Origin of the sequence: Enterobacter sp. NFIX59, from assembly GCF_900113755.1 — a bacterium.
Taxonomy (GTDB): Bacteria; Pseudomonadota; Gammaproteobacteria; order Enterobacterales; family Enterobacteriaceae; genus Enterobacter; species Enterobacter pseudoroggenkampii.
Map to the genome: position 1 here is coordinate 325,783 of NZ_FOQN01000001.1, position 24,088 is coordinate 349,870.

Here is a 24,088-nt window from a genome sequence, read left to right on the forward strand (position 1 = left end):
GTAACGTACTGAAAATAGCACATTTCACAGCTTATCCGCGTCGATAACCGCCTTGACGAAATCCTGCGGATCTTCCTGAGGCGGGTTGTGCCCCACGGTTGAGCCGAAGGTGCGGTGCTCATATTTGCCGGTAAATTTAGCTGCATAGGCCTGCGGTGCCGGATGCGGCGCGCCGTTGTTGCCGCCTTCGATGGTGATCGTTGGTACGGTGATATTCGGCAGCGTAGCCAGTTTTTGCTCGTAGCGGTCGTATTTGCGCTCGCCTTTTTCCAGCCCTAAACGCCAGCGATAATTACTGAGCGTCACCGCGACGTGGTCCGGGTTATCGAGTGATTTGGCGCTGGCGTTAAAGACCGCATCGCTAAATTTCCAGTCAGGTGAGGCCTGAGACCAGATTAAACGGGCGAAGTCATGCGTATTTTTGGCATAGCCTTCAGCACCACGCGCGGTAGAGAAATAGAACTGATACCACCACTGCTGCTCCGCTTTTGGCGGCAGCGGCTGTTTGCCAATCTGCTGGCTGCTGATGAGATACCCGCTCACTGAAACGAGTGACTTCACGCGCTCGGGCCACAGCGCCGCAACGATATCCGCCGTCCGGGCACCCCAGTCATATCCTGCAAACACCGCCTGCCGGATATTCAGGGCATCCATCAGGTTGACGATGTCTTTCGCCATCGCCGAAGGCTGGCCGTTGCGCAGCGTTTTTGCTGACAGGAAACGCGTGGTGCCGTAACCGCGCAGAGACGGAACAATGACCCGGTACCCTTTTGCCGCCAGTGCGGGTGCAACCTCGGCATAGCTGTGAATATCGTACGGCCAGCCGTGCAGTAAAATAACCGGCTGACCGTCTTTCGGACCAATGTCGACATAGCCGACATTCAGATCGCCGGCATTGATTTGCTGAGGATGGTCAAAGGCTGCGGCGACGTTTGTGCCGGTGACCTCGGCCTGACAGGACATCACGGTGCCAAGCGAAACGGTCAGTGCGAGGGTTGAGTAAGCAAGTTTGCTGAACATGTTGGTATCTCCGGTTGAGTACAATTCACGGGGATATAACAACACTGCAATGTATAGCGGATATGTGCGAAAGCGGGTTTATTGCAAGCCTGTGTATGTATCCGGGACGCTGATACAGTGTGATACAAACACAGGCGTTGTCGCCTTAAAGAGAGAGTCGGTAGCGGACGTAATCGTCAGCTTCGCCATATTTGTCATAGAGTTTACGCGCCGGGTTGTTCTCCCGGGTGACCCAGTACAGTTTCGACCACCCTTCGCGCCTGCCTTCCTCAATCAGAGCATCAATAAGCGCCTTACCTGCACCCGCTCCGCGTTCGTCGGCATCAACAAACAGATCTTCCAGGTAGCAGATGGGGGCCGTTGACCAGGTTCCTTCGTGCAGAATGCACATCGCGAAACCGATGACCTTTTGGTCCTTCTCTACCACCCGGCAGAACATCTGGGAATGCGCTGATAGCGCCCTTTCCCACGTCGCTGCGGTGACGGATTCCTCGAGGTAGCAATCATAAAAATGGGTGTAACCATCCCACAGCGGTCGCCATTGGGAATAGTCGTCTGCGCGTAGAGGTCTTACCGTGACAGCCATGTGTTCCTCACATTACAAATTGATCGCCATTTCGAAACAGCGTAAATCGACACCCGCCATACGCGAGTGATGATAGCTTTCGCTCAGCGTAACAAACCCCTGCTTCTGATAAAACGACTGGGCGTTAGGCGTCGCATCGAGCGTCAGACGGGTTATCCCCCGGCTGCGGGCTTCCTGTTTGAGCGCCTCAATAATCCGGGTTGCCATGCCTTTTCCGGAGGCTGCAGGCAAGGTGAAAATCGCCTCCAGACAGTGGGTATCCAGATCGAGATAGCCGGTTGCCGCAACATCGCCCTTTTCATCTTCAACCACATAAAAAGGGTATTCAATGATCATCTTCCGAAAGCGTTCGGGCATGAGAACTGGCGTCCAGCGCGCAATGACCTCTGCGTCGTAACTGGTTTTACAGCCGTGACGAATCGCCTGATTGCGAATATTCCAGAGCGTTTCGGCTTCCTGTGGCCTGGCTTTTCGTAATGTCATAACCTCCTCCTTTAACGGCTTTTTAGCCGCATTTCCCGTGCCGACCTGGCAAGACGCTGAGTACGACAATAGAGCGTAAACAGCACAAAGCCGCTGCTGTTCATCACCACCCGACAAAGTAATAGCGCGAATGATGCGATGACCAGCGGCCAAAGACCTCCGTCATGCGAAAGCAGGAAATGTAAAACCTGAACGAGGGTCGTTATCAGCAGGATGATGAACAACGCCATAAAGCCCGACAATCCTGACGTCTTACCACGTGCCAGGAGTACGCTTGTCACAATGAGCGCGCCTGTCATCGTCACTGATGGTAAGAAAAAGCTCAATGCATGATGCAAAGGTGACAAACCCTGCAACGTGCTGAGAAAAGGCAAAAGGTTTAACGCAAACGCCACTAAAAACAGAGGTAACAGCATAGCTACCGGATAAGGATTTTGACGCGGAAGCTCGCTGAGTGGACGCGAAAAATACCGTTCCAGCTCGGGCGTGGAATGATTCAAGAGACGGATATCACGATGAGCAATAGCCTCCTCTATCTCTTTGCCATGCTGCAGGAGATCCTGGAAAACCCGTCCGGTTAAAAGAGACAAAAAACTCATCAAAATTTCGCCATTAAAGAAATGATGCCCATTTCTGGTAGGGAATGAACCCAGCACGCCTCAACTAAATGTGATAGAGATGAAAATACCAGAACGCAAACAAAAGCATAACGCCTAAAAAGGGAGATCCGCAGATGACCATACCGACGCTCATGACAGAACGCTTACTGCTAAAACCGCTGGTTGCCGAAGATGCGGCTCAGATACAAAAGCTTTATCCGCGCTGGGAGATTGTCCGCTATATGGTCTCTTCCGTGCCATGGCCCTACCCGGATAACGGCGCGGAAAACTATGTCAATAACGTGGCGCTGCCGGATGTGGCGAAAGGGATTGCCTGGTTCTGGAGCATCCGACGACGTGAGGTGCCGGATGAATTGATGGGCATTATTTGCCTGTACGACGTCGAGGATAATAACCGCGGGTTCTGGCTCGCGCCGGAGTTTCAGGGCCAGGGATACATGCGCGAGGCCAGCATTGCCGCTACGGATTACTGGTTCAATACGCTAAACAAACCTGTATTACGCGCCCCGAAAGCCGCTGCCAACAGCCGCTCCCGGCGTATTTCGGACAGTAGCGGCATGCGGCTTATCAGGACGGAGAAGAAAGCCTACGTTAGCGGGATGCTGGACTCCGAGCTGTGGGAGATCACCCGCGACGAGTGGAACGCCCGTCAGGTGAGCTGATAGTGCTTATCCGGCATCAGCCTTTCCGGAATGTTCTCTTCATCGTTCATCTGCAGCAGATCGCGTTCCATCATGTTGCAGATGGCGTCCAGCGGCAGATCGTTATTCTCAGTGCCGAACGGGTCTTCCAGCTCTTCCGCCAGGGTGTCCAGCGAGATGAAGGTGTATGAGATCAGCGCAGAGACAAAGGGCGTCATGTAGTGCAGATCCACGACCAGCGCGAACGGCAGCATGATGCAGAACAGATACACCGTGCGGTGCAAAATCAGCGTATAGGCAAACGGTACCGGCGTGGTCGCAATGCGTTCACAGCCGGACAGGACGATGGACATATCGTTCAGACGATTGTTCAGGCTGTGAAACAGAATGTCTGAGAGTTGCCCGTTACGCCGCCGTACGGCCAGCCACTCCCCCATGATCAGTAAAATACGATTCGCCGGTGAGTTGGCTTTCATCACCTGACGTAAATCATCCGGAGCAAGATAGCGAGAGAGTTGCTCAGCGTTCAGCTCCCGGCGCAGGGTCATGCGCAGGCAGTTAGCAAAAGCAATCTGCAGACGGACAAATTCGCCCAGATGCTTATCGTCAGGCAAGGTGTTTTTTACCTCGCGAAACAGCGAGCGCGCCGCTATCATCAACTGCCCCCAGAGCAGGCGAGCCTCAACGTAGCGTGAATAACAGGCGTTGTTTCTGAAACCGAGAAAGATTGCGATCGCCACGCCGAGAATGCTGAATGGCGCCACGGTAAATTTGATGCCCAGTGAGGTATACCACGGCAGCATCAGGATAACGGCAATAGAAAGCAGGAAGTTGAGCAGCAGTCGGGTATAGATCTTAGGCAGTACCGAACCGTGCCAGACAAAAATCAGTTGTAGCCAGTGCTGTTTAGGACGAACGATCATAGTGAGTTTCAGGAAAGAAAAGAGCGAGGCTATTAAACGTGATCCCCGTCACCGTTGCAAGTTTGTTAACTGGACATTGCATTTTCTCCCCTGATTAGCGAAATCGGCACAGTGCTGCATGTGTTTTTTAAAAACAAAGCACATAGTATGTTGTAACTAAAATGAAGTATGTTTAAACCCGGCCGCAGCCGGGTGAACGTTAGCAAAGCGGTTTAACCGCAGCGCGCATTCCCTTCAGCAGAATGGCATCAAGGTCCAGCGTGACCTGGTCGACAAGACCGCTTACCTGCGTCAAGTCCTGTTCCCAGTGTTCGCGTGCGCTGAGCACCGACTGCACCAGCTCACGGGTGCTCAACTGCCGATCGCGGTGCTGCGCCCAGAGCTGCTGATAACGTTCCAGCCAGCATGCATCATCCTGCACCGGATAGCTCTCCCCGTTACGCTCTGCGCGGTAGAACGCGATTAACGCGGCTAAGGCAAACGTCAGACGTGCCGGTAATTGCCCTGTTGCCTTCTGCCCTGCCAGTAGCTGTGGCAGGATGCGGGTGCGGTATTTGGTCATGCCGTTGAGCGCAATGGAAAGCAGCTGGTGTCGGATATAGGGATTGCGAAAACGCCCTGTTACCGCACTGGCGAAAGATTCCAGCTCGTTACGCGGCAAATCGAGGACCGGAATGATCTCCTGATAAATTGCTTTTTCGACGAACGCGCAGATCTCCGCATCATTCATCGCCTCGCCCACCGTATCCAGCCCGGCCTGGAAGGCGACCGGCACCAGCGCCGTATGCGCCCCGTTCAGAATGGCAACCTTGCGTTCTTTGTAGGGCCTGATGTCGTCGACAATCAGTACATTTAACGGGTACTTATCCAGACGGAGTTCCTGAGCAAGGGATGCCGGCCCCTGGATAACGAACAGATAAAAATGTTCAGCCGTGTCAAGGAACCCATCGTGATACCCCAGCTCAGCTTCAAGCGCAGCCGCTTCGTCGCGCGGGTAACCGGTCACGATACGATCAACCAGCGTCGAGCAGAAGCTGTTGGCGTCGTTTAGCCACCGGATAAAGGCCGCAGGCAGCGACCACTCCTGGGCATAGCGCAGGACGAGTTCACGCAGTGCATCACCGTTGTAGTCAATCAGTTCGCACGGAATGATGATCCAGCCTTTATCCGGTGCACCGTTGAAATGGTTAAAGCGCTCAAACAGCAGTCGCGTCAGCTTCGCCGGGTAGCTCACCGCAGGGGCATCGTCGAATCTGTCACCCGCGTGGTAGCTAATACCCGCTTCGGTGGTGTTCGAGAAAACAAAGCGCATATCCGGGTTGTGTGCCAGATTCAGAAAGGCGTCATAGTCGTCGTAGACGCTGATTTCACGGTTAACCGAGCGGATAAGACGGCTCTCACTCACCGCTTCACCCTGCTCGTTCAGGCCGCGAATGATAGTGGTATACAAACCATCCTGAGTGCTCAGCGACGGAGGGAAGTCACTCTGAATAGGACGGACGATAACCACTCCGGCATTAAGATCGGTATGTTCATTTAACAGGTCAATTTGCCAGTCGACGAACGCACGCAGGAAATTGCCTTCACCAAACTGAATGATGCGTTCTGGGTATTGAGCACCGGGAAAATCACGACGGTTGAGCGTGTTCACAAGGGGGTTCCTTTTATGATTAGTCATACAGCCTGATAAGATTGGTACGATAACTTATCAAAACTTAACGACCGGGAACCCTGTTTTGATCAATACGTCGCGTAGTTGTACAAAATAATCATAAGAACTTATAGAACACGGACGTGGCCGTCATGGCGCCGTCCGGCATAAGGGCATAGCGCGGGATCTCCCCCACCTTTTGCCATCCGGCGCGCTGGTAGAACGTCTCGGCCCCGCTGCCGGTGGAGGTATCGAGCACCAGCACCGAAATCTCTCTGGCCCGAGCCTCAGCTTCAAGCGCTTCCATCAATGCCATCGCGGCACCTTTCCGGCGCGCTTTCTCGTGAACCAGCAGCTTCGCCACATCGGCGCGATGCGGCTGGTTTTCCGGCTGGTCTGTGATTAACTGCACCGTTCCGATGACGCCGTCCTGCGGGTCGACACAGGCCAGCACGAGGCGCTCATTGCGCCCTGCGCTTTCAGCAATGCCGCGCCAGAAAGAGCGGGCCCTCTCCAGGCTAAAGGGAAGCATAAAGCTGACGGATGCCCCGCCGTTCACACAGTTTTCGAGGATCCCGGCCAGCGCATCAAGGTGGGTGAGAATTTCGTCTCGGGTGAGGTTTTTGATTTGCAGTGAGGTGTTCATTGTTTTTCCTTACGTTGAATACCATCACTGTGCATTTAACATCTTCTTAACGCAAACGGATCGGACATAGGCTTTTGTTATGTCACCGGGCGCGCTGGCGCTGCTGCTTCATGGCATACATCTTTTCATCGGCATCTTTTAACCACTGCTGCAGGTCGTTGTCGTTATGATCGAATTCACTTAGCCCCCATGAGAAGTGAAGCGACCAGGGGTGTAACCTGCGGGCGTTATAGTTTTCTACCTGCTCGGCGAGATACTGCATGGCAATCCAGGCGCCCTGCTCATCCGTATCCGCGAACAGCACGGCGAACTCGTCCCCGCCAAAACGAACCAGCAGATCCGCTTCGCGGAAAGAGGCACGCATCAGTTGCGCCATGGCATTCAGCGCCTTATCCCCCTCTTCATGCCCGAAGCGATCGTTAATTTCCTTAAAGCGATCCAAATCCAGCCAGCCGAGCGTCAGCGGCTCTGCCCGGCGCCGGGCAACGGAAAGCGTGAAGCGCACGAGTTGATTAAAGCCCCGACGGTTGAATAGCCCGGTTAATTCATCCGTGGTCGCCGCGCTGATGGCAGCAAATTCATCTTCCGCCAGCGCGCCAAGATCTCCCAGGACGGCGAGGTCGGCGGCAGAAAACTCCCGGGGAGCATAATCAATCAGGCACAGCGAGCCAACGCTTGCGCCGTCACGCAGGCGCAGCGGGAAGCCGGCGTAAAACCGCACGCGAGGTTCACCGGCCACCAGCGGGTTATCCGCAAAACGATCGTCCTGAAGCATATCCCCTACCACCAGCGGCGCTTCGGTGAGGATCGTATGCCCACAAAATGAGATGTTACGCGGAACGGAGCCAGGTGCCTGACCATCAGCGGACTTAACGATTAGCGAATGCTCATCAATGAGATTGACCATCGCCAGCGGCACCTGGAAGAAGCGTTTTGCCAGACGCGTTAACCGGTCAAACGCCGGGGAACTGTCGATCTCAAGCAGACCGGATTCTCGTAGCGAGTTGAGTCTGTCTGTTTCATTTTCAGGGGTTGCAGGTGCTTTCATAATGTCTCCTGACGTAAAGCGTTACTAAAAGCGTAGCTTAAACAGAGGCATTGTCAGCGTTCTGACAGCCTGTTAAGTCGCTTACTATTCACGTCAATGCCTTATGACGATTAACGCAGCTATGTTTCACTCCCGGTGGGCGCGGCAATTTGCTCGTCCGCCACCCGGGCGCTGGTACGGTTTCGACCCGCTTTTTTTGAACGATAGAGATGATCGTCCGCTTCGGCCATGAGCTTGTTGAAGACTTCGGTCAACTGCCATGACTCAGCCTTTCCACTGCCGAGGCCAATACTGACCGTCAGAAAGAGCGTCTGGTGACGCCATGTAAAAGGATGGCTGGCAACGGTGGAACGGATACGCTCAGCCAGTTCAAAACCGTGCTGCGCGTCGCCTGAATGAACCACCACAGCGAACTCTTCCCCGCCCATGCGCGCCACCATACCGTCTTCGCCGACGACCTGCTGAACCTGTCGGGCAAACGACGCCAGCACGCGATCTCCACACTCGTGGCCGTAGTTATCATTAATGCTTTTGAAATAATCAATATCCAGCAGCATGACGGTCAAAAAACGGGTATGCCGGTACGTCTCTTCATGCTTTAACGCCTCATAAAGCCCGGAACGCGAGTAGACGTGTGTTAAAAAGTCATAATCCGCCCTCAGTGAAACCTGGCGGATCAGGGAATTAATCGCCGCCATGCTGACGGAGACCATCACCGGGCAGATCGCCATCGTGGCGATACCCAGCCGGGCTGAAAACATCATTGGCGTCGTAAACGGCGTCGCCACGGCAATGTTAATAATCGAGTTGGCGACCAAAATGATTTCAGTGGCACCCGTGATAAACGTCAGCAGACAGGTCGCAGGCAATGAGTAACGAACCGCACACCAGATAAGCGCTGGCAGAGGAAACGAGAGGCTCCCCGCTCCGCCAATCACCACCGACGCGACCACCGAGACGATCAGCGCCATCACCGGCAGCAGCTGCTCCAGACGTAACCTGAGATCACGCCCGGGCATACGTAACGTGAGCATACAGGGCACAACAAGCACGCCGGTTGAGAACTGCTCGCTAAACCAGTCGGCAAACAGCGGCCAGAAGGTGTGACTGTCAATCCCGACCGACCCCGCCGCGCCGAGCAAGGCACAAAGCAGCGCGGCAATCAGACAGTAGTTAAACAGACGTAGCGCGTTAAGCGGATCGGGGGTTTTCTTCATCAGTCGCTTGTCGCGCTGAACCAGCACGGCGACGACAACAATAAAGATCATGTTAGACAGGTTGATTACCGCTGAGGCTATACCCCAGTTGGTCGTCACCGCGTCGTACAACAGCATCGCGACATAGCATACCGCATAGTAATGCAGGCGATTCAGGTAGACATAGCGGGCGAAGATCCCTGCCATGACGCCATTCAGCGGCCAGAACAGCGACAGGGCCTCAACGAGCCGTAATTCCGCGCCCACAAAATAGAACAAGGTGGTGAGGATGAAGATCGTCGATGCATTTCGCAGCGGCGTGTCAGGCTGGAACGGCCTGAAAGCGGTAAGAGCAGAACGCATTAAATATCATTCCATATGAAAGCTTATGGCAATTATTGCGGTCGTCAGCATGATCGGGACTAACTTAGGATGCATCTATAACACAAATACCACTGGAGCATAACTCGTCAAATTTAGGCGTTCATCTGCAGCACCAGCCAGTGGTGGATAACGCTGACGATATAATTTTTTTGCGGCGCGGTGAGCGTTACACCCTGTGGAATGTTATGCCATTTTGCCAGGCAGCCCCGACAACAGGTGGCGGTGGCATGCTGGGCGATAAACACCGGGTGACCGCGCATAGGCGTCTGTTTACCGTCATTTGCGGGTTGTGCAGGCGCAAGGCGCTTTTCGACAAAATCCGCGGCATGCTGGTCAATGGTTTCGGGGCCTTTGTCCCAGCAGTACTGTCGTTCTTTATCGCCTAACCGAAAGCGCGAGCGAAATGTCGATCGCGCCAGACGGGAAAAGAGAGGATCCAGATCGGGCATCAGTATACTGAACGTCCCAGACGCTGGGTCAGTTTCTCCAGAACCGCCACGCCGGCAAGCGAATTTCCCGTTTCATCCAGCTCCGGGCTCCAGACGGCTATCGCCATTTCATGCGGCACAATCGCCACGACCCCGCCGCCAACGCCCGATTTAGCCGGAAGCCCAACGCGCCAGGCAAACTCGCCGGCGTTTTGATACATCCCGCTGGTGGCCATTAGCGCGTTAACCTGACGAGCCTGAAGCGGCGAAACGACTTCCTGATCGAGATGCGGCGCGTGCCCCTGGTGCGCAAGGAACAGAAACGTCTGAGCCAGCTCAACGCAGCTCATTTTCAGGGCGCAGTAATGGAAGTAGTTTTGCAGGACGGTCGCCACGTCGTTGTGGAAATTACCGAAGGATTTCATCAGCCAGGCGATAGCCGCGTTACGGGCAGAGTGTTCAAACTCCGAGCGTGCCACAACCGTATCATAGGTAATGTCGTCAACGCCCGAGAGCTGACGCACAATCTCAAGCATTCGCTGACGTGGTGCGCTCAGGCGGCTTTGCAGCATATCGCAGACCACCAGCGCCCCGGCGTTGATAAAGGGATTTCGCGGTTTACCCTGTTCTATCTCGAGCTGAAGCAGCGAGTTAAAAGGCTGGCCGGACGGATCTTTGCCCACCCGCTGCCAGATCTCGTCTTCTTCATACTGGCGCATCGCCGCAACCAGACTGAGCACTTTCGAAATGGACTGGATGGAAAAACGTTCTGTTGCATCCCCTGCCTGGTATCGCTGTCCGTCGATAGTACAGATAGCAATGCCCAGCTTATTCCCGCTGACCGAGGCAAGGGCCGGAATATAGTCGGCAACCTTCCCCTTTCCAATTAACGGACGAACCTGCGCCAGAATCTCGTCCAACATCTCATTATGGATGACCGCAGCCACACTTTGCTCCTTGCCCTCAGGCTAAAACGGGCTGCGAGTATAACAGAGGCTTATGTATTGCGTCAGGCGCTAAGACGAAAACGCGAAACGGCCTGCAATAAAAGATCGGATTGCTTTTGCAGTCGCTCAGAGGCATCCGAGGCGTCAGAGACCAGCAGGTCCGTCTGACGGGAGACCTGGTTCAGTGCCTGAAGCTGACGCGTCATCTGGTGAATACTCTCTCCCTGGCTGAGGGTGGCGGTGGAGATCTCATTCAGCAAACTGCTTAAATTGCCCACCAGACCGGTGACCTGCTGCAGATTCTCTTCCATCAGGGTGACGGCACGGGAACCGTCTTCAATGCCCTGAACCGAGCGGTTGATCAGCTCCTGAATGGTCTGCGTCGAGTGGCTGCTCTTTCTGGCCAGCAATCCAACCTCCCGGGCGACGACGGCAAAACCGCGCCCCTGGTTTCCGGCATGGGCCGCCTCGATGGCCGCATTCAGCGCCAGGATGTTGGTCTGAAACGCCACGCTGTCGATCATCGCCACGATCCCGCGCATCTCGGACGATCGGTCGACGATCGCCTGCATGGACGCGTTTACCGTCGACATCATCTGGTCTCCCCCCGCGGCGGCCTGACGCGCTTCATCCGCCCGCGAGCTGGCGAGTCTGGCATAGCCGGTATTCCCTTCCACATGGTTTTCCAGCGCCGCGATATGCGCCGTCACATCCTCAAGCTCTTTCGCCTGGCGTGCCGACTGCTGATACAGCTTCTGGTTACCCTGGGCCAGTGAGCCAATGTTCTCCACCATGGTCACCGTGGCATGGCTGACCTGCGTGACCAGCTGCTGCAGACCGTGCTGCATCGTGGCAATACTGTCGCTAAGCTGCCCTATCTCCCGGTTGAAGCGCATGACGTCCGGCGGCGTGCCGGAGAGATCCCCTGCCGCCAGCCGGTTGATATGCGCAATCAACCGACGCAGCGGCGTAATCACCCATCTGGACATGCCGAACCAGACGACAGCGGCGATAGCGAGCAACAGCACCGGCGCAAACAGGAACAACGTTTGCAATCCTGAGAGCTGCGCCATGAGGCTCTGACGCCCCTGCATGGCCTGCTTCTCGCTTGCCTGCTGATAGCGCGCATAGTTATCGTTAAAATCCGTCTGAAACGCCTGCGCCGGGACGGCAAAAAAAGCGTCGATGGTGTTGGTCTTGAGAAGACCTTCAGCCTGCTCGTTAATCGCACCGTAGAAAAGCTGATAGCTGTTCACCAGCGCGTCATCTTTCGGCGGATTCAGCGCCAGCCAGGCCTTCCACGCCTGCTGAGAAACCGTCAGCGCCTTTTGCGCATCGTCCATCAGGCTATGCCAGCTTCCGTCGGAGCCGGTCTCTTTATCCTGCATAAACCAGACGCCGGACCGGTTAAGCAGATCGCTTGCCGCCAGCAGGGAAACACGGGCCAGATCCAGCTTGCTCTGCTGCTGCCAGGCCAGCAGGTTTTGCTGCTCGTTACGCTGGGCGTTGTTCAGGGAGGCGTTAAGCAGGAGTGACGAGGAGAGCTGCACCGCGGAGAAAAGGCCAATAATGCAAAAGATGCCCGTCAGCAGGCCAAAGTGACGAGGTGTGAGACGCTGCGCAATACGGCGGAAAATTTGCGTTAGGTTCATAATTAGCTTCATTTACAAGGCGTTAGACGCGTGCGAGTCTACGAAATGAAAATGACAGAACCATGGCAGAATAATGACAACGGCCCTCACGATGAGGGCCGAAATTAAGGATTACACGCGATCCTTCCACACCGTCTGCACGTTACAGAACTCGTGCAAGCCAAAGTGGGAAAGCTCGCGGCCGAAACCGCTTTTCTTCACGCCGCCAAAAGCCACGCGCGCATCGCTGGCGCTAAAGCCGTTGATAAACACGCCGCCGCACTCCAGCTCGCGGGAGAAAGTCTCTGCCAGCGCATCACTGGCGGTAAAGACCGTGGCTGACAGACCAAAATCGCTGTCGTTGGCCAGCATCAGGGCGTGCTCCGCGTCTTTCGCGACCGTAATGGCCGCGACCGGCCCAAACAGCTCCTGACGGAACGCCGTCATCGCCGGGGTGACATTCGCCAGCACGGTTGGTGCATAATAATTCCCCTCGCCACTGATTTTCTCACCGCCCAGGAGCAGCGTTGCCCCTTCTGCCAGCGTCGCCTGCACCTGCTGATGCAGTTCATCGCGCAGATCAAAACGCGCCATCGGGCCCAGGTAGTTTTCTTCCTGGTCCGGCGCACCCAGCTTCAGGGCCGCAACCGCATCGACAAAGCGTTGGGTAAAGGTGTCCGCAATACCTTCTTCCACAATGAAGCGTTTTGCCGCCGCGCACACCTGTCCGGTATTCTGATAGCGGCCTGCTACCGCCGCCTTCACGGCAAGATCCAGGTCGGCATCGTTGAGAACGATGAACGGGTCTGAGCCGCCCAGTTCAAGAACGCATTTCTTCAGCGCGGCCCCCGCCTGAGCACCAATGGCTGCCCCGGCACGCACGCTGCCGGTGACGGTCACCGCAGCAACACGACGATCGTTAATCGCCTGGCTGACGCCGTCATTGGTGGCGTTCACCCAGCCGAACACGCCTTCAGGGAAACCCGCATCCGCAAAGATCTGCCCAATAAGATCCGCAGAGCCGAGCACGTTAGGCGCATGTTTGAGCAGATAGCTGTTACCGGCCAGCAGAATCGGCACCGCGCCGCGCAGCACCTGCCAGAGCGGGAAGTTCCATGGCATCACCGCGAGAATCGGCCCCAGCGGACGGTATTCAATGACCGCGTTGTGGTTTTCCACCAGCGTCGGCTCCGCACGCAGCATTGCCGGGCCGTGCTCGGCATACCAGTCGCACAGACCGGCGGACTTTGCCACTTCCGCTCGCGCCTGCAGGATGGGCTTGCCCATTTCACGGGAGATAATCTGCGCCATCTCTTCCGCGCGGTTTCGCAGCGCGGCGCCGAGATCCCGCAGCTTCTGCGCCCGGTGGGACACGCTTTCGCGTCGCCACTGGCGATAGCCCGCGTCGGACTGAGAAATCGCGCGTTCTACCTCTTCCGGCGTCGCCCAGGGATACGCAGCGAGGGTTTCACCCGTTGCCGGGTTAACAGAGAGGGCATGTGTAGCAGATGAATATTTCATGATGTTCTCCACGCATTTCGGTTGATTGATTGTGGCTCACTCTGCTATTTCTTAAAAATGAATAATACTAACCACCTTATTCACGAAACGAGAATGCCATGGACTTAACCCAGCTTGAAATGTTTAACGCCGTCGCGCTGACGGGCAGCATCACCCAGGCGGCGCAGAAGGTGCATCGCGTGCCGTCTAACCTGACGACCCGCATCCGCCAGCTGGAAGCCGATCTGGGCGTTGAGCTGTTTATTCGTGAGAACCAGCGTTTGCGCTTATCCCCGGCTGGCCATAACTTCCTGCGCTACAGCAAGCAGATCCTCGCCCTGGTGGATGAAGCGCGCATGGTTGTCGCGGGGGATGAGCCACAGGGGTTATTTGCCCTCGGCGCGCTGGAAAGCACCGCCGCCGTGCGCATTCCTGAAACGCTGGCGCAGTTTAACCAGCGCTATCCGCGTATTCAGTTTGCCCTTTCTACCGGGCCTTCCGGGACGATGATTGATGGCGTACTGGAGGGAACCCTAAGCGCCGCCTTCGTCGACGGTCCGCTTTCGCACCCGGAGCTGGAAGGCATGCCGGTCTACCGGGAAGAGATGATGCTGGTCACGCCTGCCGGGCATGTTGAGGTGACGCGCGCCGCGCAGGTCAGCGGCAGCGACGTCTATGCCTTTCGCGCCAACTGCTCGTATCGCCGACACCTGGAGAGCTGGTTTCACGCTGACCGCGCCACGCCCGGCCGCATTCATGAGATGGAGTCCTATCACGGCATGCTCGCCTGCGTCATTGCGGGCGCGGGCATCGCACTGATGCCGCGCTCGATGCTGGAGAGTATGCCTGGGCATCAACAGGTGGAAGCCTGGCCGCTGGCGGAAAACTGGCGCTGGCTCACCACCTGGCTGGTGTGGCGACGCGGGGCGATGACCCGCCAGCTGGAAGCTTTTATAGCGCTGCTAAACGAACGTCTTCAACCAGCGCCTTCTCCATAAACAGGCTGAGCGGGTCGTCAACGTACGGGGCAAACGCCGGACGCAAATCGTATCCGCACTGTTCATAAAGACGCACCGCGGCATGCTGTTTGATGCCCGTCTCCAGCCTTACGGTATGACAATGACGGCTCAGGGCCTCATCTTCCAGGGCGGCCAGCAGCGTCTCTCCCAGATGCTGCCCGCGATGAGCCGGATCGATATAGACCCGCTTCATCTCCCCCGTTCCGTCACCGTTGAGCACGATAGCGCCACAGCCCACGGCGTGCAGCTGCTGGTCGCGAATGATCATCAGGATCAGCGAGGCTTCCGGCAGCGCAGCCAGATCGAGCAGATGGTTGCTTTCTGCGGGATAGAGTTCGCTCTGATAGCGGTCAAGCGCCGCGATCAGAGCGAGAATGTCCGGATGACGTGCAGATTCAGAGGTAATGGAATACATGGCAGGCTCCTTGCTTTTATATGAGGCTAAATTTCAACATAGCGCAGGCCTGCCAGGGTGCTACATAGTATTAACTTATCGCTCCGCCCTGTTAGCGCAAAAAGACACGCCCTTTCAGATACAGGGTGGCCTGACCGCCGATCAGCACGCGGTCGCCCTTCAGCTCGCAGCGCAGATCCCCGCCACGGTGCGACACCTGGCGGGCATTGAGCGACGTTTTGCCCAGCTTTTCGCTCCAGTAAGGGATCAGCATGCTGTGGGCAGATCCGGTAACCGGATCTTCGGGCACCCCTTCGCCCGGGCAGAAAAAGCGGCTGACGAAGTCATATTCTTCGCCCGGCGCCGTCACGCAGACCATTTTATCCAGCGGAAGCATGGCACCGATATCCGGCGTTAACGCCTCCACCTGCTGCTGGCTCTCCAGCACCACCATGTAATCCCGACCCTCGCGCACCTCTTTTGCCGCCGTGATGCCCAGGGCGCTAAACAGCACCTCGGGAGGATTATCCACAACCTCCGTCGACCACGCGGGGAAGTTCAGCGTCAGCCAGTCGCCGCTGCGCTTAACCGTCAGCTCGCCCACGAAGCGGGTGGTGAAGGTGATTTCGGTATGCGGGTAATCAAGGTATTCGAAAATGACGTGCGATGCGGCAAGCGTAGCGTGTCCGCAGAGGTTAATTTCATCCAGCGTGGTAAACCAGCGCAGCTCAAACCCACCGTCGGTGCGCACGAAAAAGGCGGTCTCAGACTGGTTATGCTGCTGCGCCATTTTGAGCAGCGTCTCGTCCGGCAGCCACTCTTCCAGAGGACATACCGCTGCGGCGTTGCCACCAAAGGTTTTGTCGCTGAAGGCATCCACCAGATAAAAATCAATTTCCTGCATTGTCTCTTCCTCTCTTGTTATGGCTATTTAGCGCAGAAAAACTGTGCCTTTCAGATAAAGTGTGGCCTGTCCGCTCATCAGCACCCGCGAGCCTTTCAGCTCACAGCGCACATCGCCACCACGCGCTGAAACCTGACGGGCAAACATCGTCGTTTTGCCCAGCTTTTCGCTCCAGTACGGGATCAGCATCGTGTGCGCGGAGCCGGTGACCGGGTCCTCCGGGACGGAAACGCCCGGTGAGAAAAAGCGGCTGACAAAATCGTATTCCCCCTCACCTCGCGCCGTCACGCTCACCTTATGCTCGCCCGGCGTCATCGCCGAAAAGCGTGGCGCAAGCGCTTCAACCTGCTGGCGATTTTCAAGAACGATGACCCATGCGCGCCCTTTCCGGGCTTCAACGTAGCGGCTGATACCCAGCGCCGAGAGCATCTCAGGCGGGGGCGTCTCTTCATGGGTTGGACATGCCGGGAAGTCCAGCGTCATCCACTCCCCCTCCCGGCTGACCGTCAGGCGGCCAGAGGCGGTTTCAAAGTGGATCCGCGAATCCGGGTAATCCAGCTCGGTAAACAGCACGTGCGCGGCCGCCAGCGTAGCGTGGCCGCAGAGATTGACTTCGGTGAGCGTGGTAAACCAGCGGAGCTCAATGCCCCCTTTACTGCAGACGAAAAAAGCCGTTTCCGACTGATTATGCTGCTGCGCCATTTTCAGTAAGGTCTCATCGGGCAACCACACTTTCAGCGGGCAAACGGCTGCCGGGTTGCCGCCGAACGAGGTATCGCTGAACGCATCGACCAGATAAAAATCAATCTCCTGCATTGTCTTACCGCCTGTTTTTATTATGTTGTTCTTTTATATTCAATGAAAACAGCGTTCCCGGCTACCGCTTTTATAAGGTAAATATTGAGATCTGCATCACATAATGGTTGAGTTTTCGCCGTTTGACGTTTTAAGATCGTCTCCTCTTCTTTACAGCAACGAATCTCCGACATCCCTATGACAACGAACACAGTTTCCCGCAGGGTTGCGTGGCTACGCGTGGTCACGCTGGCCATTGCCGCGTTTATTTTTAATACCACAGAATTTGTTCCGGTTGGGCTGTTGTCTGACATCGCTGAAAGTTTCCAGATGGAAACGGCTCAGGTGGGCATTATGTTGACCATCTACGCCTGGGTAGTGGCGCTGATGTCCCTGCCGTTTATGCTGCTGACCAGCCAGATGGAGCGGCGCAGGCTGCTGATCGGTCTGTTTGTCTTGTTCATTGCGAGCCACGTGCTGTCATTTATGGCGTGGAATTTTACGGTGCTGGTCATGAGCCGCATCGGCATCGCCTTTGCCCATGCGGTGTTCTGGTCTATCACCGCGTCGCTGGCGATTCGCCTGGCGCCGGCAGGGAAACGCGCGCAGGCGCTGAGCCTGATTGCTACCGGTACCGCACTGGCGATGGTGCTGGGTCTGCCAATTGGCCGCATCGTGGGGCAATACTTCGGCTGGCGTACGACCTTCTTCGCCATCGGTATGGGTGCGCTGGTTACGCTGGTATGTCTGATTAAACTGCTGCCCGCGCTGCCGAGCGAACATTCCGGCTCGCTGAAAAGCCTGCCGCTGCTGATGCGTCGCCCGGCGCTGCTGAGTATCTACCTGCTGACCGTCATTGTGGTGACGGCCCATTACACGGCGTATAGCTACATTGAACCGTTTGTGCAGATGGTAGCGGGCTTTAGCGCCAATTTTGCCACCGTCTTACTGTTGATCCTCGGTGGCGCGGGCATTATTGGCAGCGTGCTGTTTGGCAAGCTGGGTAACCGGCACGCCTCCTTACTGGTGAGCAGCGCCATCGGCCTGCTGCTGGCCTGCCTGCTGCTGCTGATGCCCGCCGCGGGCAGTGAAAGCTATCTGGCGATCCTGAGCCTGTTCTGGGGCGTGGCGATCATGATTATTGGTCTGGGCATGCAGGTGAAAGTTCTGGCCCTGGCGCCGGATGCAACGGACGTTGCCATGTCGCTGTTCTCCGGGATTTTCAATCTGGGGATTGGCGCGGGCGCGCTGGTGGGAAATCAGGTCATACTGCACGTGTCGATGTCGGCGATTGGCTATCTGGGGGCTATTCCGGCCCTGGTGGCACTTGTCTGGTCGGTGCTCATCTTCCGTAAATGGCCGGTGGCGCTGGAGGAACAGGGGCAGCACGGGTGAGGTTTGTTTGTGCCGGGTGGCGCTGCGCTTACCCGGCCTACAAGCCCATAATAACGTAGGCCGGGTAAGGCGTAGCCGCCACCCGGCAATCACATCAATGATAGGTCTTAATAATTTCCAGCACGCCGTTAATAATAAACTGCACGCCCATACAGACCAGTAAGAAGCCCATCAGACGGGAAATTGCCTCGATACCGCCCTTGCCTACCCAGCGCATAATGGCGCCAGAACTGCGCAGCGACACCCATACGATAAGACCGATAATCGCAAAAATCAGCGGTGGCGCTACCGTCAGCACCCAGTCCGGGAAGGTTGCGCTGTCACGCACCGTCGACGCGGAGCTGATGATCATCGCGATGGTCCCCGGCCCCGCCGTGCTCGGCATGGCAATCGGCACAAAGGCGATATTGGCACTCGGTTCGGTTTCCAGCTCTTCCGATTTGCTGGCCGCTTCCGGCGACTCATGCGCTTTTTGCGCCGGGAACAGCATGCGGAAACCAATAAAGGCCACAATCAGCCCCCCGGCGATACGCAGGCCCGGGATGGAAATCCCGAAGGTATTCATCACCACCTGTCCGGCGTAATAAGCCACCATCATGATGGCAAACACATACACCGAGGCCATCATCGACTGATGGTTGCGCTCGGCGCTGTTCATATTCCCTGCCAGCCCGAGGAACAGCGCCACCGTCGTTAACGGGTTAGCCAACGGCAGCAAGACCACCAGCCCAAGGCTGATTGCTTTAATTAAATCCAACATAGTGCGTTGTTGTCCTTATCCATATTTAACAGAGCAATTATAGGGTGAAAGTGTGACATTCAGCCATGGGTGCAACGTAACGATTATTTCCCTTCTGAAAAGATAACTGTCAGTTATCTATCTGATTTGAAAGAACTCAAAAAAAGTTCATGAAACGTTTTAGCAATTCGTGGCATCGGCTGACTCATTCAGTTGACTTATACTTGCCTGAGCAATAATATCTGCCGTGACTAATTACTTGCCAGGGCAACCATTGTGAAAAGCACCAGTGATATCTTTAACGACGTTGTTCCGCTGGGTCGTCTTATTCATATGGTCAATCAGAAAAAAGATCGCCTGCTCAATGACTACCTGTCACCGCTGGATATCACCGCAACACAGTTCAAAGTGCTGTGTTCCATTCGCTGCGAAGTGTGTATCACGCCGGTTGAGCTGAAAAAGGTGCTCTCTGTCGATCTGGGCGCGTTAACCCGCATGCTCGATCGTCTCGTCTGCAAAGGATGGATAGAACGAAGCCCTAACCCGAATGACAAACGCGGCGTACTGGTGAAGCTAACCAGCGATGGCGCGGACATGTGCGAGCAATGTCATCAATTAGTAGGACAAACACTGCATCAGGAACTAACAAAAAACTTAACGGCAGATGAAGTGGCAACCCTTGAGCTTTTGCTGAAGAAAATCCTGCCGTAAACAGAAAAAAGAGGTATGACGATGTCCAGACGCAATACTGACGCTATTACCATTCATAGCATTTTGGACTGGATCGAAGATAACCTGGAATCGCCGCTCTCCCTTGAAAAAGTGTCAGAGCGTTCGGGTTACTCCAAATGGCACCTGCAACGGATGTTCAAAAAAGAGACCGGTCATTCATTAGGTCAATATATTCGCAGCCGCAAGCTGACGGAAATTGCCCAGAAACTGAAAGAAAGCAATGAGCCGATCCTTTATCTGGCGGAGCGTTACGGATTTGAATCGCAGCAAACCCTGACGCGTACGTTCAAGAACTATTTTGACGTGCCGCCTCATAAGTACCGAATCACCAGCGTGCCGGGCGAATCCCGATACCTGTATCCGTTAAAACACTGTAGTTAATCATCGCCTGTAACAGACGTAACCGAGGAAATCATGAAAGTTATCGCCTCCGCCGCCCTCGCCTTGCTGGTGCTGTTCTCCAGCCAGACCTTCGCGGAGCAAACCCCTCGTGCAACGCAGCAAAATAATCCTGATACGATGATTTTGCCGTCAGCACATGACCAGTCGCCTTATGATTTCAACCATATGGGTGCTGGTAGCGACAAATCCGACGAATTAGGCGTGCCTTATTATAATCAGCACGGCCTCTGATTCGTTTTTGCCCCGCAGACGCGGGGCTTTTTTTATGCCTTTTCGCTTACCCGCGTCGTCCGACGAACCCGCAGACCAAACACGTTAATGTACAGCCCGGCCATGATCAGCACGGCGCCAAACAGCTGCAGCGCGCTTAGCGTTTCATCCAGTAAGAGTGCCGCACTGGCAAGCCCTACCACCGGTACCAGAAGGGATAACGGCGCGACGCGCCAGGTTTCATACCGTCCCAGCAGCGATCCCCAGATCCCGTAGCCCACAATGGTGGCGACAAAGGCCAGATAGACGAGAGACAGGATCGTGGTCATATCGATGTCGACCAGACTGTTCAGCATCACCGCCGGACCGTCCAGAATACTCGACGCCAGCAGAAACGGGATCACCGGGATCAGTGCGCTCCACACCACCAGCGACATCACCGCCGGGCGCGCCTCGTGCTGCATAATCAGCTTGTTGAAAATATTCCCGCAGGCCCAGCTCAGCCCCGCCGCCAGCGTCAACATAAACCCGAGCAGAGCCACATGCTGACCATTCAGGCTGGCCTCGATCAGCACCAGCACGCCGAACACCGCCAGGGTGATCCCCGCCAGCTGTTTGCCCTGCAGACGCTCGCCAAACACGAACGCCCCGAGAATAATGGTAAAGAACGCCTGCGCCTGTAACACCAGCGAGGCAAGACCCGCCGGCATACCGAACTTGATGGCGCAAAAGAGAAATGCGAACTGGCCAAAGCTAATGGTCAGACCGTAGCCCAGCAGCAGTTTAAAGGGGATCTTCGGGCGGGCCACAAAGAAGATTGCCGGAAAAGCGACCAGCATAAAGCGTAAACCGGCCAGCATCAGCGGCGGCATGTTGTGCAACCCCAGCTTAATGACCACAAAATTGAGCCCCCATACTACGACCACCAGCAATGCCAGCAGCCCGTCTTTCCGCGTCATACCCAGCCCCTGAATTATTAATAATTTGTTAACACTTCAAGGTAACAGAAAAAAGTGCGCCGAGAGAAGATCATTATTTCTGGCAGGCAGCTGAAGCACTTAGGGATAAATCAGGTGCTATACAAGCCCCTTATGTCATGGTAATCCTGTTAACACACATCTAATAAAAGCATAAGCAACTGTCGGGCAGGAATATGAAACCATCTCTCAGGCGCTCAACCGCAGCGCTGCTGGCATCGTCATTGTTGTTAACCATTGGTCGAGGGGCAACGCTGCCGTTTATGACCATCTATCTCACGCGCGTCTACAGCATGAGCGTCGAGAATATTGGTTATGCCCTGACGATTGCGCTGACTATCGGCGTGGTGTTCAGCCTGGGATTTGGCATTCTTGCCGATAAGTTTGATAAAAAACGCTACATGCTGATCGCCATCGTGGCCTTTATCGCCGGCTTTGTCGCGATCCCGCTGGTCGATAACGTCACGCTGGTGGTGCTGTTCTTTGCGCTGATCAACTGCGCCTATTCCGTCTTTTCGACGGTGCTGAAGGCCTGGTTCTCCGACGTGCTCACCGCGAGCCAGAAAGCGCGCGTCTTCTCGCTGAACTACAGCTTCCTGAACATTGGCTGGACGATCGGACCACCAATTGGCACCCTGCTGGTGATGTACAGCCTGCAGCTGCCGTTCTGGCTGGCGGCCTTCTGCGCCGCGCTGCCGCTGGGCTTTATCCATTTCTTTGTGCAAAAAAGCGTGGCGCTCGATACTACCGAGGAGAAGACGCCCTGGCAGCCGTCGGTATTACTGAAAGACCGCGCGCTGTTCTGGTACACGCTCTCTGGCCTGCTGGCGTCCTACGTGGGCGGGTCGTTCGCGAGCTGTATTTCGCAATACGTTCTGGCCGCGCATGCGGACAGTGATTTCGCCGAAAAGGTGGTGGCCGTGGTGCTCCCGGTCAACGCCGCCGTGGTGGTGACGCTGCAATATGCGCTGGGCCGCAAAATCTCAGCCAGCAATATCCGCCCGCTGATGACCCTCGCCACCCTGTTTTTTATCGTGGGGCTGGGCGGCTTTATGCTCTCCGGAGAGAACCTGGTTTACTGGGGCATTGCTGCCGCCATCTTTACCCTGGGTGAGATTATCTATGCGCCGGGCGAATACATGCTGATCGACAACATTGCGCCACCGGGAATGAAGGCGAGCTATTTCTCCGCGCAGGCGCTGGGCTGGCTCGGCGCTGCGGCAAACCCGATGATCACCGGTATCATCCTGACCAACCTGCCGCACTGGTCGTTGTTTGTCATAATGATGGTCGCCATTGTTGTCGCATGGCTGATGATTTTGCGCGGGATGAGCGTGAAGGCGTGGTGCGAGTCGCCCAAAGCGGCGTAGCAAATGCAGGCCGGGTAAGGCGCAGCCGCCACCCGGCAATAAAGCATCAGTGGTGCAACATCTCCTCCACCACCTGCTCTTTATACATCTCGTTCGGGTAATAGGTCGGCCAGTTATCCATCTCTTTTAGCAGCACCTCGTGGGAGGTATTGCCCATGAAAATATGGAAGTGCGAAGAGGCCTTCGGTCCGATGGTATGGTCGCTGAACTGCACGAACTTCGGCGCCTTGCTAGCGGCATCCTTACACTCAAACAGATAGCGAACGCCTTTCTTACCTGACGCGTAGGTCAGAATTTTGTAACCGCTGTAATCATAATGACAGCGGCTGACCGCTTTACCCTGATGGAACTCCATCACGTTATTTTCGATGCCGATGGCATCCACGTCCGTCGCATAACCCGTTCGGTAGTAGGCTTTCACCTCGTCAAAGGTTTTACTTTTGTCTTTCTGCGCTTTCTGTTTAAAGACCGGATCGAGCGAACCATCAAGCAGGAACGGATAGACCGACTGCCAGGTCCCGTCCCAGTCAGACAGCGCTCTGTCCTTCACGTCTTTATCCTCAAACACGCCGTTCGCCGCTTTCTGTTCCGCTTCAGTCATCTGATGGCCGTGCGAGTGAGCAAACAGCTGGCCGCTGACCAGCAGCGCCCCCAGAGTCATAGCAAATTTTCCAATATGTGCAGTCAACATAACACCCTCATTCCGTTTGATAAGAACGAGGATGTTATATTATAACATTTCAGATCGCAACCAGGCCGCGCACGCCCTCCTGCTCCATGTTCTCACCCCGTCCGCGCTGAATAATGGTGCCGCGCGACATGAGCAGATAGCCGTCTGCCAGCTCGGCGGCAAAGTCGTAAAATTGCTCAACCAGCAGGATCGCCATATCCCCCCGGTCAGCCAGGGTGCGGATCACCTGACCAATCTCTTTAATCACCGACGGCTGTATGCCTTCGGTCGGCTCATCCAGGATCAGCAGCTGCGGACGGCTCGCCAGCGCGCGCCCAATCGCCAGCTGCTGCTGTTGCCCGCCGGAGAGATCGCCCCCGCGACGATGCTTCATCTCTTTAAGCACCGGGAACAGCTGCCAGATCTCTTCCGGCACCTGCTTCGCCTCGCGGGCGGAAAATCGCGACAGCCCCAGCAGAAGGTTCTCCTCCACGGTCAGGCGCGAGAAAATCTCGCGCCCCTGCGGAACATACGCCACGCCAGTCTGCACCCGCTGATGCGGCCTGCTGTGGGTAATCTTTTTACCCTGCCAGATGACCTCCCCGGTTTTCGCCGGGATCAGCCCCATCAGACACTTCAGCAGCGTGGTTTTCCCGACGCCGTTGCGCCCCAGCAGGCAGGTGACTTCGCCAGTGTTAGCCTCAAAGCTCACGCCGCGCAGGATATGGCTGCCGCCGTAATACTGATTCAGTTCGTTGACCTGTAACATTCCCTCTC

27 protein-coding genes are annotated in these 24,088 nt (G+C 55.8%); 7 read left to right on the plus strand and 20 right to left on the minus strand.

Annotated elements, in window-relative coordinates; all coding sequences use genetic code 11:
• Positions 1-24 precede the first annotated feature (24 nt).
• The 4 genes from BM007_RS01530 to BM007_RS01545 form a co-directional block, all read right to left on the minus strand.
• Entirely contained in the window at positions 25-1,020 is a 996-nt protein-coding gene (locus BM007_RS01530; protein ID WP_090416942.1) for an alpha/beta fold hydrolase, read from the minus strand.
• A gap of 145 nt (positions 1,021-1,165) precedes the next feature.
• Positions 1,166-1,606 carry a GNAT family N-acetyltransferase gene (locus BM007_RS01535; protein WP_090416944.1) on the minus strand — a complete coding sequence of 147 codons (441 nt, stop codon included), beginning with the start codon at positions 1,604-1,606 and terminating at the stop codon, positions 1,166-1,168.
• A gap of 12 nt (positions 1,607-1,618) precedes the next feature.
• On the minus strand, positions 1,619-2,089 hold the full coding sequence (locus BM007_RS01540; RefSeq protein ID WP_090416946.1) for a GNAT family N-acetyltransferase: 471 nt from the start codon (positions 2,087-2,089) through the stop codon (positions 1,619-1,621).
• A gap of 11 nt (positions 2,090-2,100) precedes the next feature.
• Positions 2,101-2,688 (minus strand): hypothetical protein, encoded by a 588-nt coding sequence (locus tag BM007_RS01545; RefSeq protein WP_090416948.1) that lies wholly within the window; start codon positions 2,686-2,688, stop codon positions 2,101-2,103.
• A gap of 134 nt (positions 2,689-2,822) precedes the next feature.
• Between BM007_RS01545 and BM007_RS01550 the strand changes: the two genes are divergently transcribed.
• The gene (locus tag BM007_RS01550; RefSeq protein WP_048991639.1) at positions 2,823-3,371 is read left to right on the plus strand and encodes a GNAT family N-acetyltransferase; all 549 of its coding nucleotides are present in this window, start codon (positions 2,823-2,825) and stop codon (positions 3,369-3,371) included.
• On the opposite strand, the gene BM007_RS01555 is transcribed toward BM007_RS01550, so the two are convergent.
• The 9 genes from BM007_RS01555 to sad form a co-directional block, all read right to left on the minus strand.
• On the minus strand, positions 3,359-4,273 hold the full coding sequence (locus tag BM007_RS01555) for a bestrophin family protein (RefSeq protein WP_048991640.1): 915 nt from the start codon (positions 4,271-4,273) through the stop codon (positions 3,359-3,361). The two genes, BM007_RS01550 and BM007_RS01555, sit on opposite strands and share 13 nt — an antisense overlap.
• 199 nt (positions 4,274-4,472) lie before the next feature.
• Complete coding sequence (locus BM007_RS01560; protein ID WP_090416950.1) at positions 4,473-5,924, minus strand: tagaturonate reductase; 1,452 nt, start codon at positions 5,922-5,924, stop codon at positions 4,473-4,475.
• A 118-nt stretch (positions 5,925-6,042) separates the two neighbouring features.
• On the minus strand, positions 6,043-6,570 hold the full coding sequence (locus BM007_RS01565; protein ID WP_048991642.1) for a GNAT family N-acetyltransferase: 528 nt from the start codon (positions 6,568-6,570) through the stop codon (positions 6,043-6,045).
• A gap of 82 nt (positions 6,571-6,652) precedes the next feature.
• Complete coding sequence (locus BM007_RS01570; RefSeq protein ID WP_024908467.1) at positions 6,653-7,618, minus strand: sensor domain-containing diguanylate cyclase; 966 nt, start codon at positions 7,616-7,618, stop codon at positions 6,653-6,655.
• Positions 7,619-7,737: 119 nt separating this feature from the next.
• Positions 7,738-9,177 (minus strand): sensor domain-containing diguanylate cyclase, encoded by a 1,440-nt coding sequence (locus BM007_RS01575; protein WP_048991643.1) that lies wholly within the window; start codon positions 9,175-9,177, stop codon positions 7,738-7,740.
• A gap of 113 nt (positions 9,178-9,290) precedes the next feature.
• Positions 9,291-9,647 carry a DUF4186 domain-containing protein gene (locus BM007_RS01580; RefSeq protein ID WP_024908465.1) on the minus strand — a complete coding sequence of 119 codons (357 nt, stop codon included), beginning with the start codon at positions 9,645-9,647 and terminating at the stop codon, positions 9,291-9,293.
• Positions 9,647-10,573: a glutaminase B gene (gene glsB, locus BM007_RS01585; protein ID WP_024908464.1), complete on the minus strand. Its 927-nt coding sequence runs from the start codon at positions 10,571-10,573 to the stop codon at positions 9,647-9,649. The genes BM007_RS01580 and glsB overlap by 1 nt, the downstream gene beginning before the upstream one ends.
• A 62-nt stretch (positions 10,574-10,635) precedes the next feature.
• A complete protein-coding gene (locus tag BM007_RS01590) occupies positions 10,636-12,225 on the minus strand; it encodes a methyl-accepting chemotaxis protein (RefSeq protein ID WP_024908463.1) in 1,590 nt (529 codons plus the stop codon).
• Between the two features lie 111 nt (positions 12,226-12,336).
• The gene (sad, locus tag BM007_RS01595) at positions 12,337-13,725 is read right to left on the minus strand and encodes a succinate-semialdehyde dehydrogenase (RefSeq protein ID WP_090416952.1); all 1,389 of its coding nucleotides are present in this window, start codon (positions 13,723-13,725) and stop codon (positions 12,337-12,339) included.
• A 98-nt stretch (positions 13,726-13,823) separates the two neighbouring features.
• Here sad and BM007_RS01600 point away from each other — a divergent pair, with 98 nt between their 5' ends.
• Positions 13,824-14,702: a putrescine utilization regulator PtrR gene (locus BM007_RS01600; protein WP_090416954.1), complete on the plus strand. Its 879-nt coding sequence runs from the start codon at positions 13,824-13,826 to the stop codon at positions 14,700-14,702.
• On the opposite strand, the gene BM007_RS01605 is transcribed toward BM007_RS01600, so the two are convergent.
• From BM007_RS01605 to BM007_RS01615, 3 genes are all read right to left on the minus strand, one after another.
• Positions 14,656-15,138, minus strand: a complete 483-nt coding sequence (locus BM007_RS01605) for a GNAT family N-acetyltransferase (RefSeq protein WP_032647199.1) — start codon at positions 15,136-15,138, stop codon at positions 14,656-14,658. The two genes, BM007_RS01600 and BM007_RS01605, sit on opposite strands and share 47 nt — an antisense overlap.
• A gap of 91 nt (positions 15,139-15,229) precedes the next feature.
• Positions 15,230-16,021 (minus strand): PhzF family phenazine biosynthesis protein, encoded by a 792-nt coding sequence (locus BM007_RS01610; RefSeq protein WP_090416956.1) that lies wholly within the window; start codon positions 16,019-16,021, stop codon positions 15,230-15,232.
• 27 nt (positions 16,022-16,048) lie between these two features.
• Entirely contained in the window at positions 16,049-16,837 is a 789-nt protein-coding gene (locus BM007_RS01615; protein ID WP_090416958.1) for a PhzF family phenazine biosynthesis protein, read from the minus strand.
• 177 nt (positions 16,838-17,014) lie between these two features.
• On the opposite strand from BM007_RS01615, the gene BM007_RS01620 reads away from it, so the two are divergent.
• Positions 17,015-18,211 carry a sugar transporter gene (locus BM007_RS01620; RefSeq protein ID WP_090416960.1) on the plus strand — a complete coding sequence of 399 codons (1,197 nt, stop codon included), beginning with the start codon at positions 17,015-17,017 and terminating at the stop codon, positions 18,209-18,211.
• A gap of 94 nt (positions 18,212-18,305) precedes the next feature.
• Here BM007_RS01620 and BM007_RS01625 read toward each other — a convergent pair whose 3' ends face one another.
• Complete coding sequence (locus tag BM007_RS01625) at positions 18,306-18,971, minus strand: MarC family NAAT transporter (RefSeq protein WP_024908448.1); 666 nt, start codon at positions 18,969-18,971, stop codon at positions 18,306-18,308.
• A 255-nt stretch (positions 18,972-19,226) separates the two neighbouring features.
• Between BM007_RS01625 and marR the strand changes: the two genes are divergently transcribed.
• From marR to marB, 3 genes are read left to right on the plus strand one after another with little or no spacing between them, the layout of a single operon-like run.
• The gene (gene marR, locus BM007_RS01630) at positions 19,227-19,661 is read left to right on the plus strand and encodes a multiple antibiotic resistance transcriptional regulator MarR (protein WP_032647191.1); all 435 of its coding nucleotides are present in this window, start codon (positions 19,227-19,229) and stop codon (positions 19,659-19,661) included.
• A gap of 21 nt (positions 19,662-19,682) precedes the next feature.
• Positions 19,683-20,063, plus strand: a complete 381-nt coding sequence (marA, locus tag BM007_RS01635) for an MDR efflux pump AcrAB transcriptional activator MarA (protein WP_008502237.1) — start codon at positions 19,683-19,685, stop codon at positions 20,061-20,063.
• Positions 20,064-20,096: 33 nt separating this feature from the next.
• On the plus strand, positions 20,097-20,315 hold the full coding sequence (gene marB / locus BM007_RS01640; protein ID WP_023335698.1) for a multiple antibiotic resistance protein MarB: 219 nt from the start codon (positions 20,097-20,099) through the stop codon (positions 20,313-20,315).
• 32 nt (positions 20,316-20,347) lie between these two features.
• On the opposite strand, the gene eamA is transcribed toward marB, so the two are convergent.
• Entirely contained in the window at positions 20,348-21,253 is a 906-nt protein-coding gene (gene eamA / locus BM007_RS01645; RefSeq protein WP_090416962.1) for an O-acetylserine/cysteine exporter, read from the minus strand.
• Between the two features lie 194 nt (positions 21,254-21,447).
• Between eamA and ydeE the strand changes: the two genes are divergently transcribed.
• Positions 21,448-22,641, plus strand: a complete 1,194-nt coding sequence (gene ydeE, locus BM007_RS01650) for an efflux MFS transporter YdeE (protein ID WP_024908445.1) — start codon at positions 21,448-21,450, stop codon at positions 22,639-22,641.
• 46 nt (positions 22,642-22,687) lie between these two features.
• Here ydeE and zinT read toward each other — a convergent pair whose 3' ends face one another.
• Both zinT and urtE read right to left on the minus strand, forming a co-directional pair.
• Entirely contained in the window at positions 22,688-23,329 is a 642-nt protein-coding gene (zinT, locus tag BM007_RS01655; RefSeq protein WP_090418182.1) for a metal-binding protein ZinT, read from the minus strand.
• Between the two features lie 52 nt (positions 23,330-23,381).
• Entirely contained in the window at positions 23,382-24,080 is a 699-nt protein-coding gene (gene urtE / locus BM007_RS01660) for an urea ABC transporter ATP-binding subunit UrtE (RefSeq protein ID WP_090416964.1), read from the minus strand.
• Positions 24,081-24,088 lie beyond the last annotated feature (8 nt).

What these genes read in the sequence shown, in the direction of transcription:
- urtE (WP_090416964.1), bottom strand. Translation starts at nt 24,080, where the DNA reads ATGTTACAGGTCAACGAACTGAATCAGTATTACGGCGGCAGCCATATC.
- BM007_RS01615 (WP_090416958.1), bottom strand. Translation starts at nt 16,837, where the DNA reads ATGCAGGAGATTGATTTTTATCTGGTCGATGCGTTCAGCGATACCTCG.
- eamA (WP_090416962.1), bottom strand. Translation starts at nt 21,253, where the DNA reads ATGACGCGGAAAGACGGGCTGCTGGCATTGCTGGTGGTCGTAGTATGG.
- BM007_RS01570 (WP_024908467.1), bottom strand. Translation starts at nt 7,618, where the DNA reads ATGAAAGCACCTGCAACCCCTGAAAATGAAACAGACAGACTCAACTCG.
- BM007_RS01555 (WP_048991640.1), bottom strand. Translation starts at nt 4,273, where the DNA reads ATGATCGTTCGTCCTAAACAGCACTGGCTACAACTGATTTTTGTCTGG.
- BM007_RS01535 (WP_090416944.1), bottom strand. Translation starts at nt 1,606, where the DNA reads ATGGCTGTCACGGTAAGACCTCTACGCGCAGACGACTATTCCCAATGG.
- BM007_RS01545 (WP_090416948.1), bottom strand. Translation starts at nt 2,688, where the DNA reads ATGAGTTTTTTGTCTCTTTTAACCGGACGGGTTTTCCAGGATCTCCTG.
- marA (WP_008502237.1), top strand. Translation starts at nt 19,683, where the DNA reads ATGTCCAGACGCAATACTGACGCTATTACCATTCATAGCATTTTGGAC.
- BM007_RS01620 (WP_090416960.1), top strand. Translation starts at nt 17,015, where the DNA reads ATGACAACGAACACAGTTTCCCGCAGGGTTGCGTGGCTACGCGTGGTC.
- ydeE (WP_024908445.1), top strand. Translation starts at nt 21,448, where the DNA reads ATGAAACCATCTCTCAGGCGCTCAACCGCAGCGCTGCTGGCATCGTCA.
- BM007_RS01565 (WP_048991642.1), bottom strand. Translation starts at nt 6,570, where the DNA reads ATGAACACCTCACTGCAAATCAAAAACCTCACCCGAGACGAAATTCTC.
- marB (WP_023335698.1), top strand. Translation starts at nt 20,097, where the DNA reads ATGAAAGTTATCGCCTCCGCCGCCCTCGCCTTGCTGGTGCTGTTCTCC.
- BM007_RS01530 (WP_090416942.1), bottom strand. Translation starts at nt 1,020, where the DNA reads ATGTTCAGCAAACTTGCTTACTCAACCCTCGCACTGACCGTTTCGCTT.
- BM007_RS01575 (WP_048991643.1), bottom strand. Translation starts at nt 9,177, where the DNA reads ATGCGTTCTGCTCTTACCGCTTTCAGGCCGTTCCAGCCTGACACGCCG.
- BM007_RS01590 (WP_024908463.1), bottom strand. Translation starts at nt 12,225, where the DNA reads ATGAACCTAACGCAAATTTTCCGCCGTATTGCGCAGCGTCTCACACCT.
- sad (WP_090416952.1), bottom strand. Translation starts at nt 13,725, where the DNA reads ATGAAATATTCATCTGCTACACATGCCCTCTCTGTTAACCCGGCAACG.
- BM007_RS01625 (WP_024908448.1), bottom strand. Translation starts at nt 18,971, where the DNA reads ATGTTGGATTTAATTAAAGCAATCAGCCTTGGGCTGGTGGTCTTGCTG.
- BM007_RS01605 (WP_032647199.1), bottom strand. Translation starts at nt 15,138, where the DNA reads ATGTATTCCATTACCTCTGAATCTGCACGTCATCCGGACATTCTCGCT.
- BM007_RS01580 (WP_024908465.1), bottom strand. Translation starts at nt 9,647, where the DNA reads ATGCCCGATCTGGATCCTCTCTTTTCCCGTCTGGCGCGATCGACATTT.
- BM007_RS01540 (WP_090416946.1), bottom strand. Translation starts at nt 2,089, where the DNA reads ATGACATTACGAAAAGCCAGGCCACAGGAAGCCGAAACGCTCTGGAAT.
- BM007_RS01550 (WP_048991639.1), top strand. Translation starts at nt 2,823, where the DNA reads ATGACCATACCGACGCTCATGACAGAACGCTTACTGCTAAAACCGCTG.
- BM007_RS01610 (WP_090416956.1), bottom strand. Translation starts at nt 16,021, where the DNA reads ATGCAGGAAATTGATTTTTATCTGGTGGATGCCTTCAGCGACAAAACC.
- BM007_RS01600 (WP_090416954.1), top strand. Translation starts at nt 13,824, where the DNA reads ATGGACTTAACCCAGCTTGAAATGTTTAACGCCGTCGCGCTGACGGGC.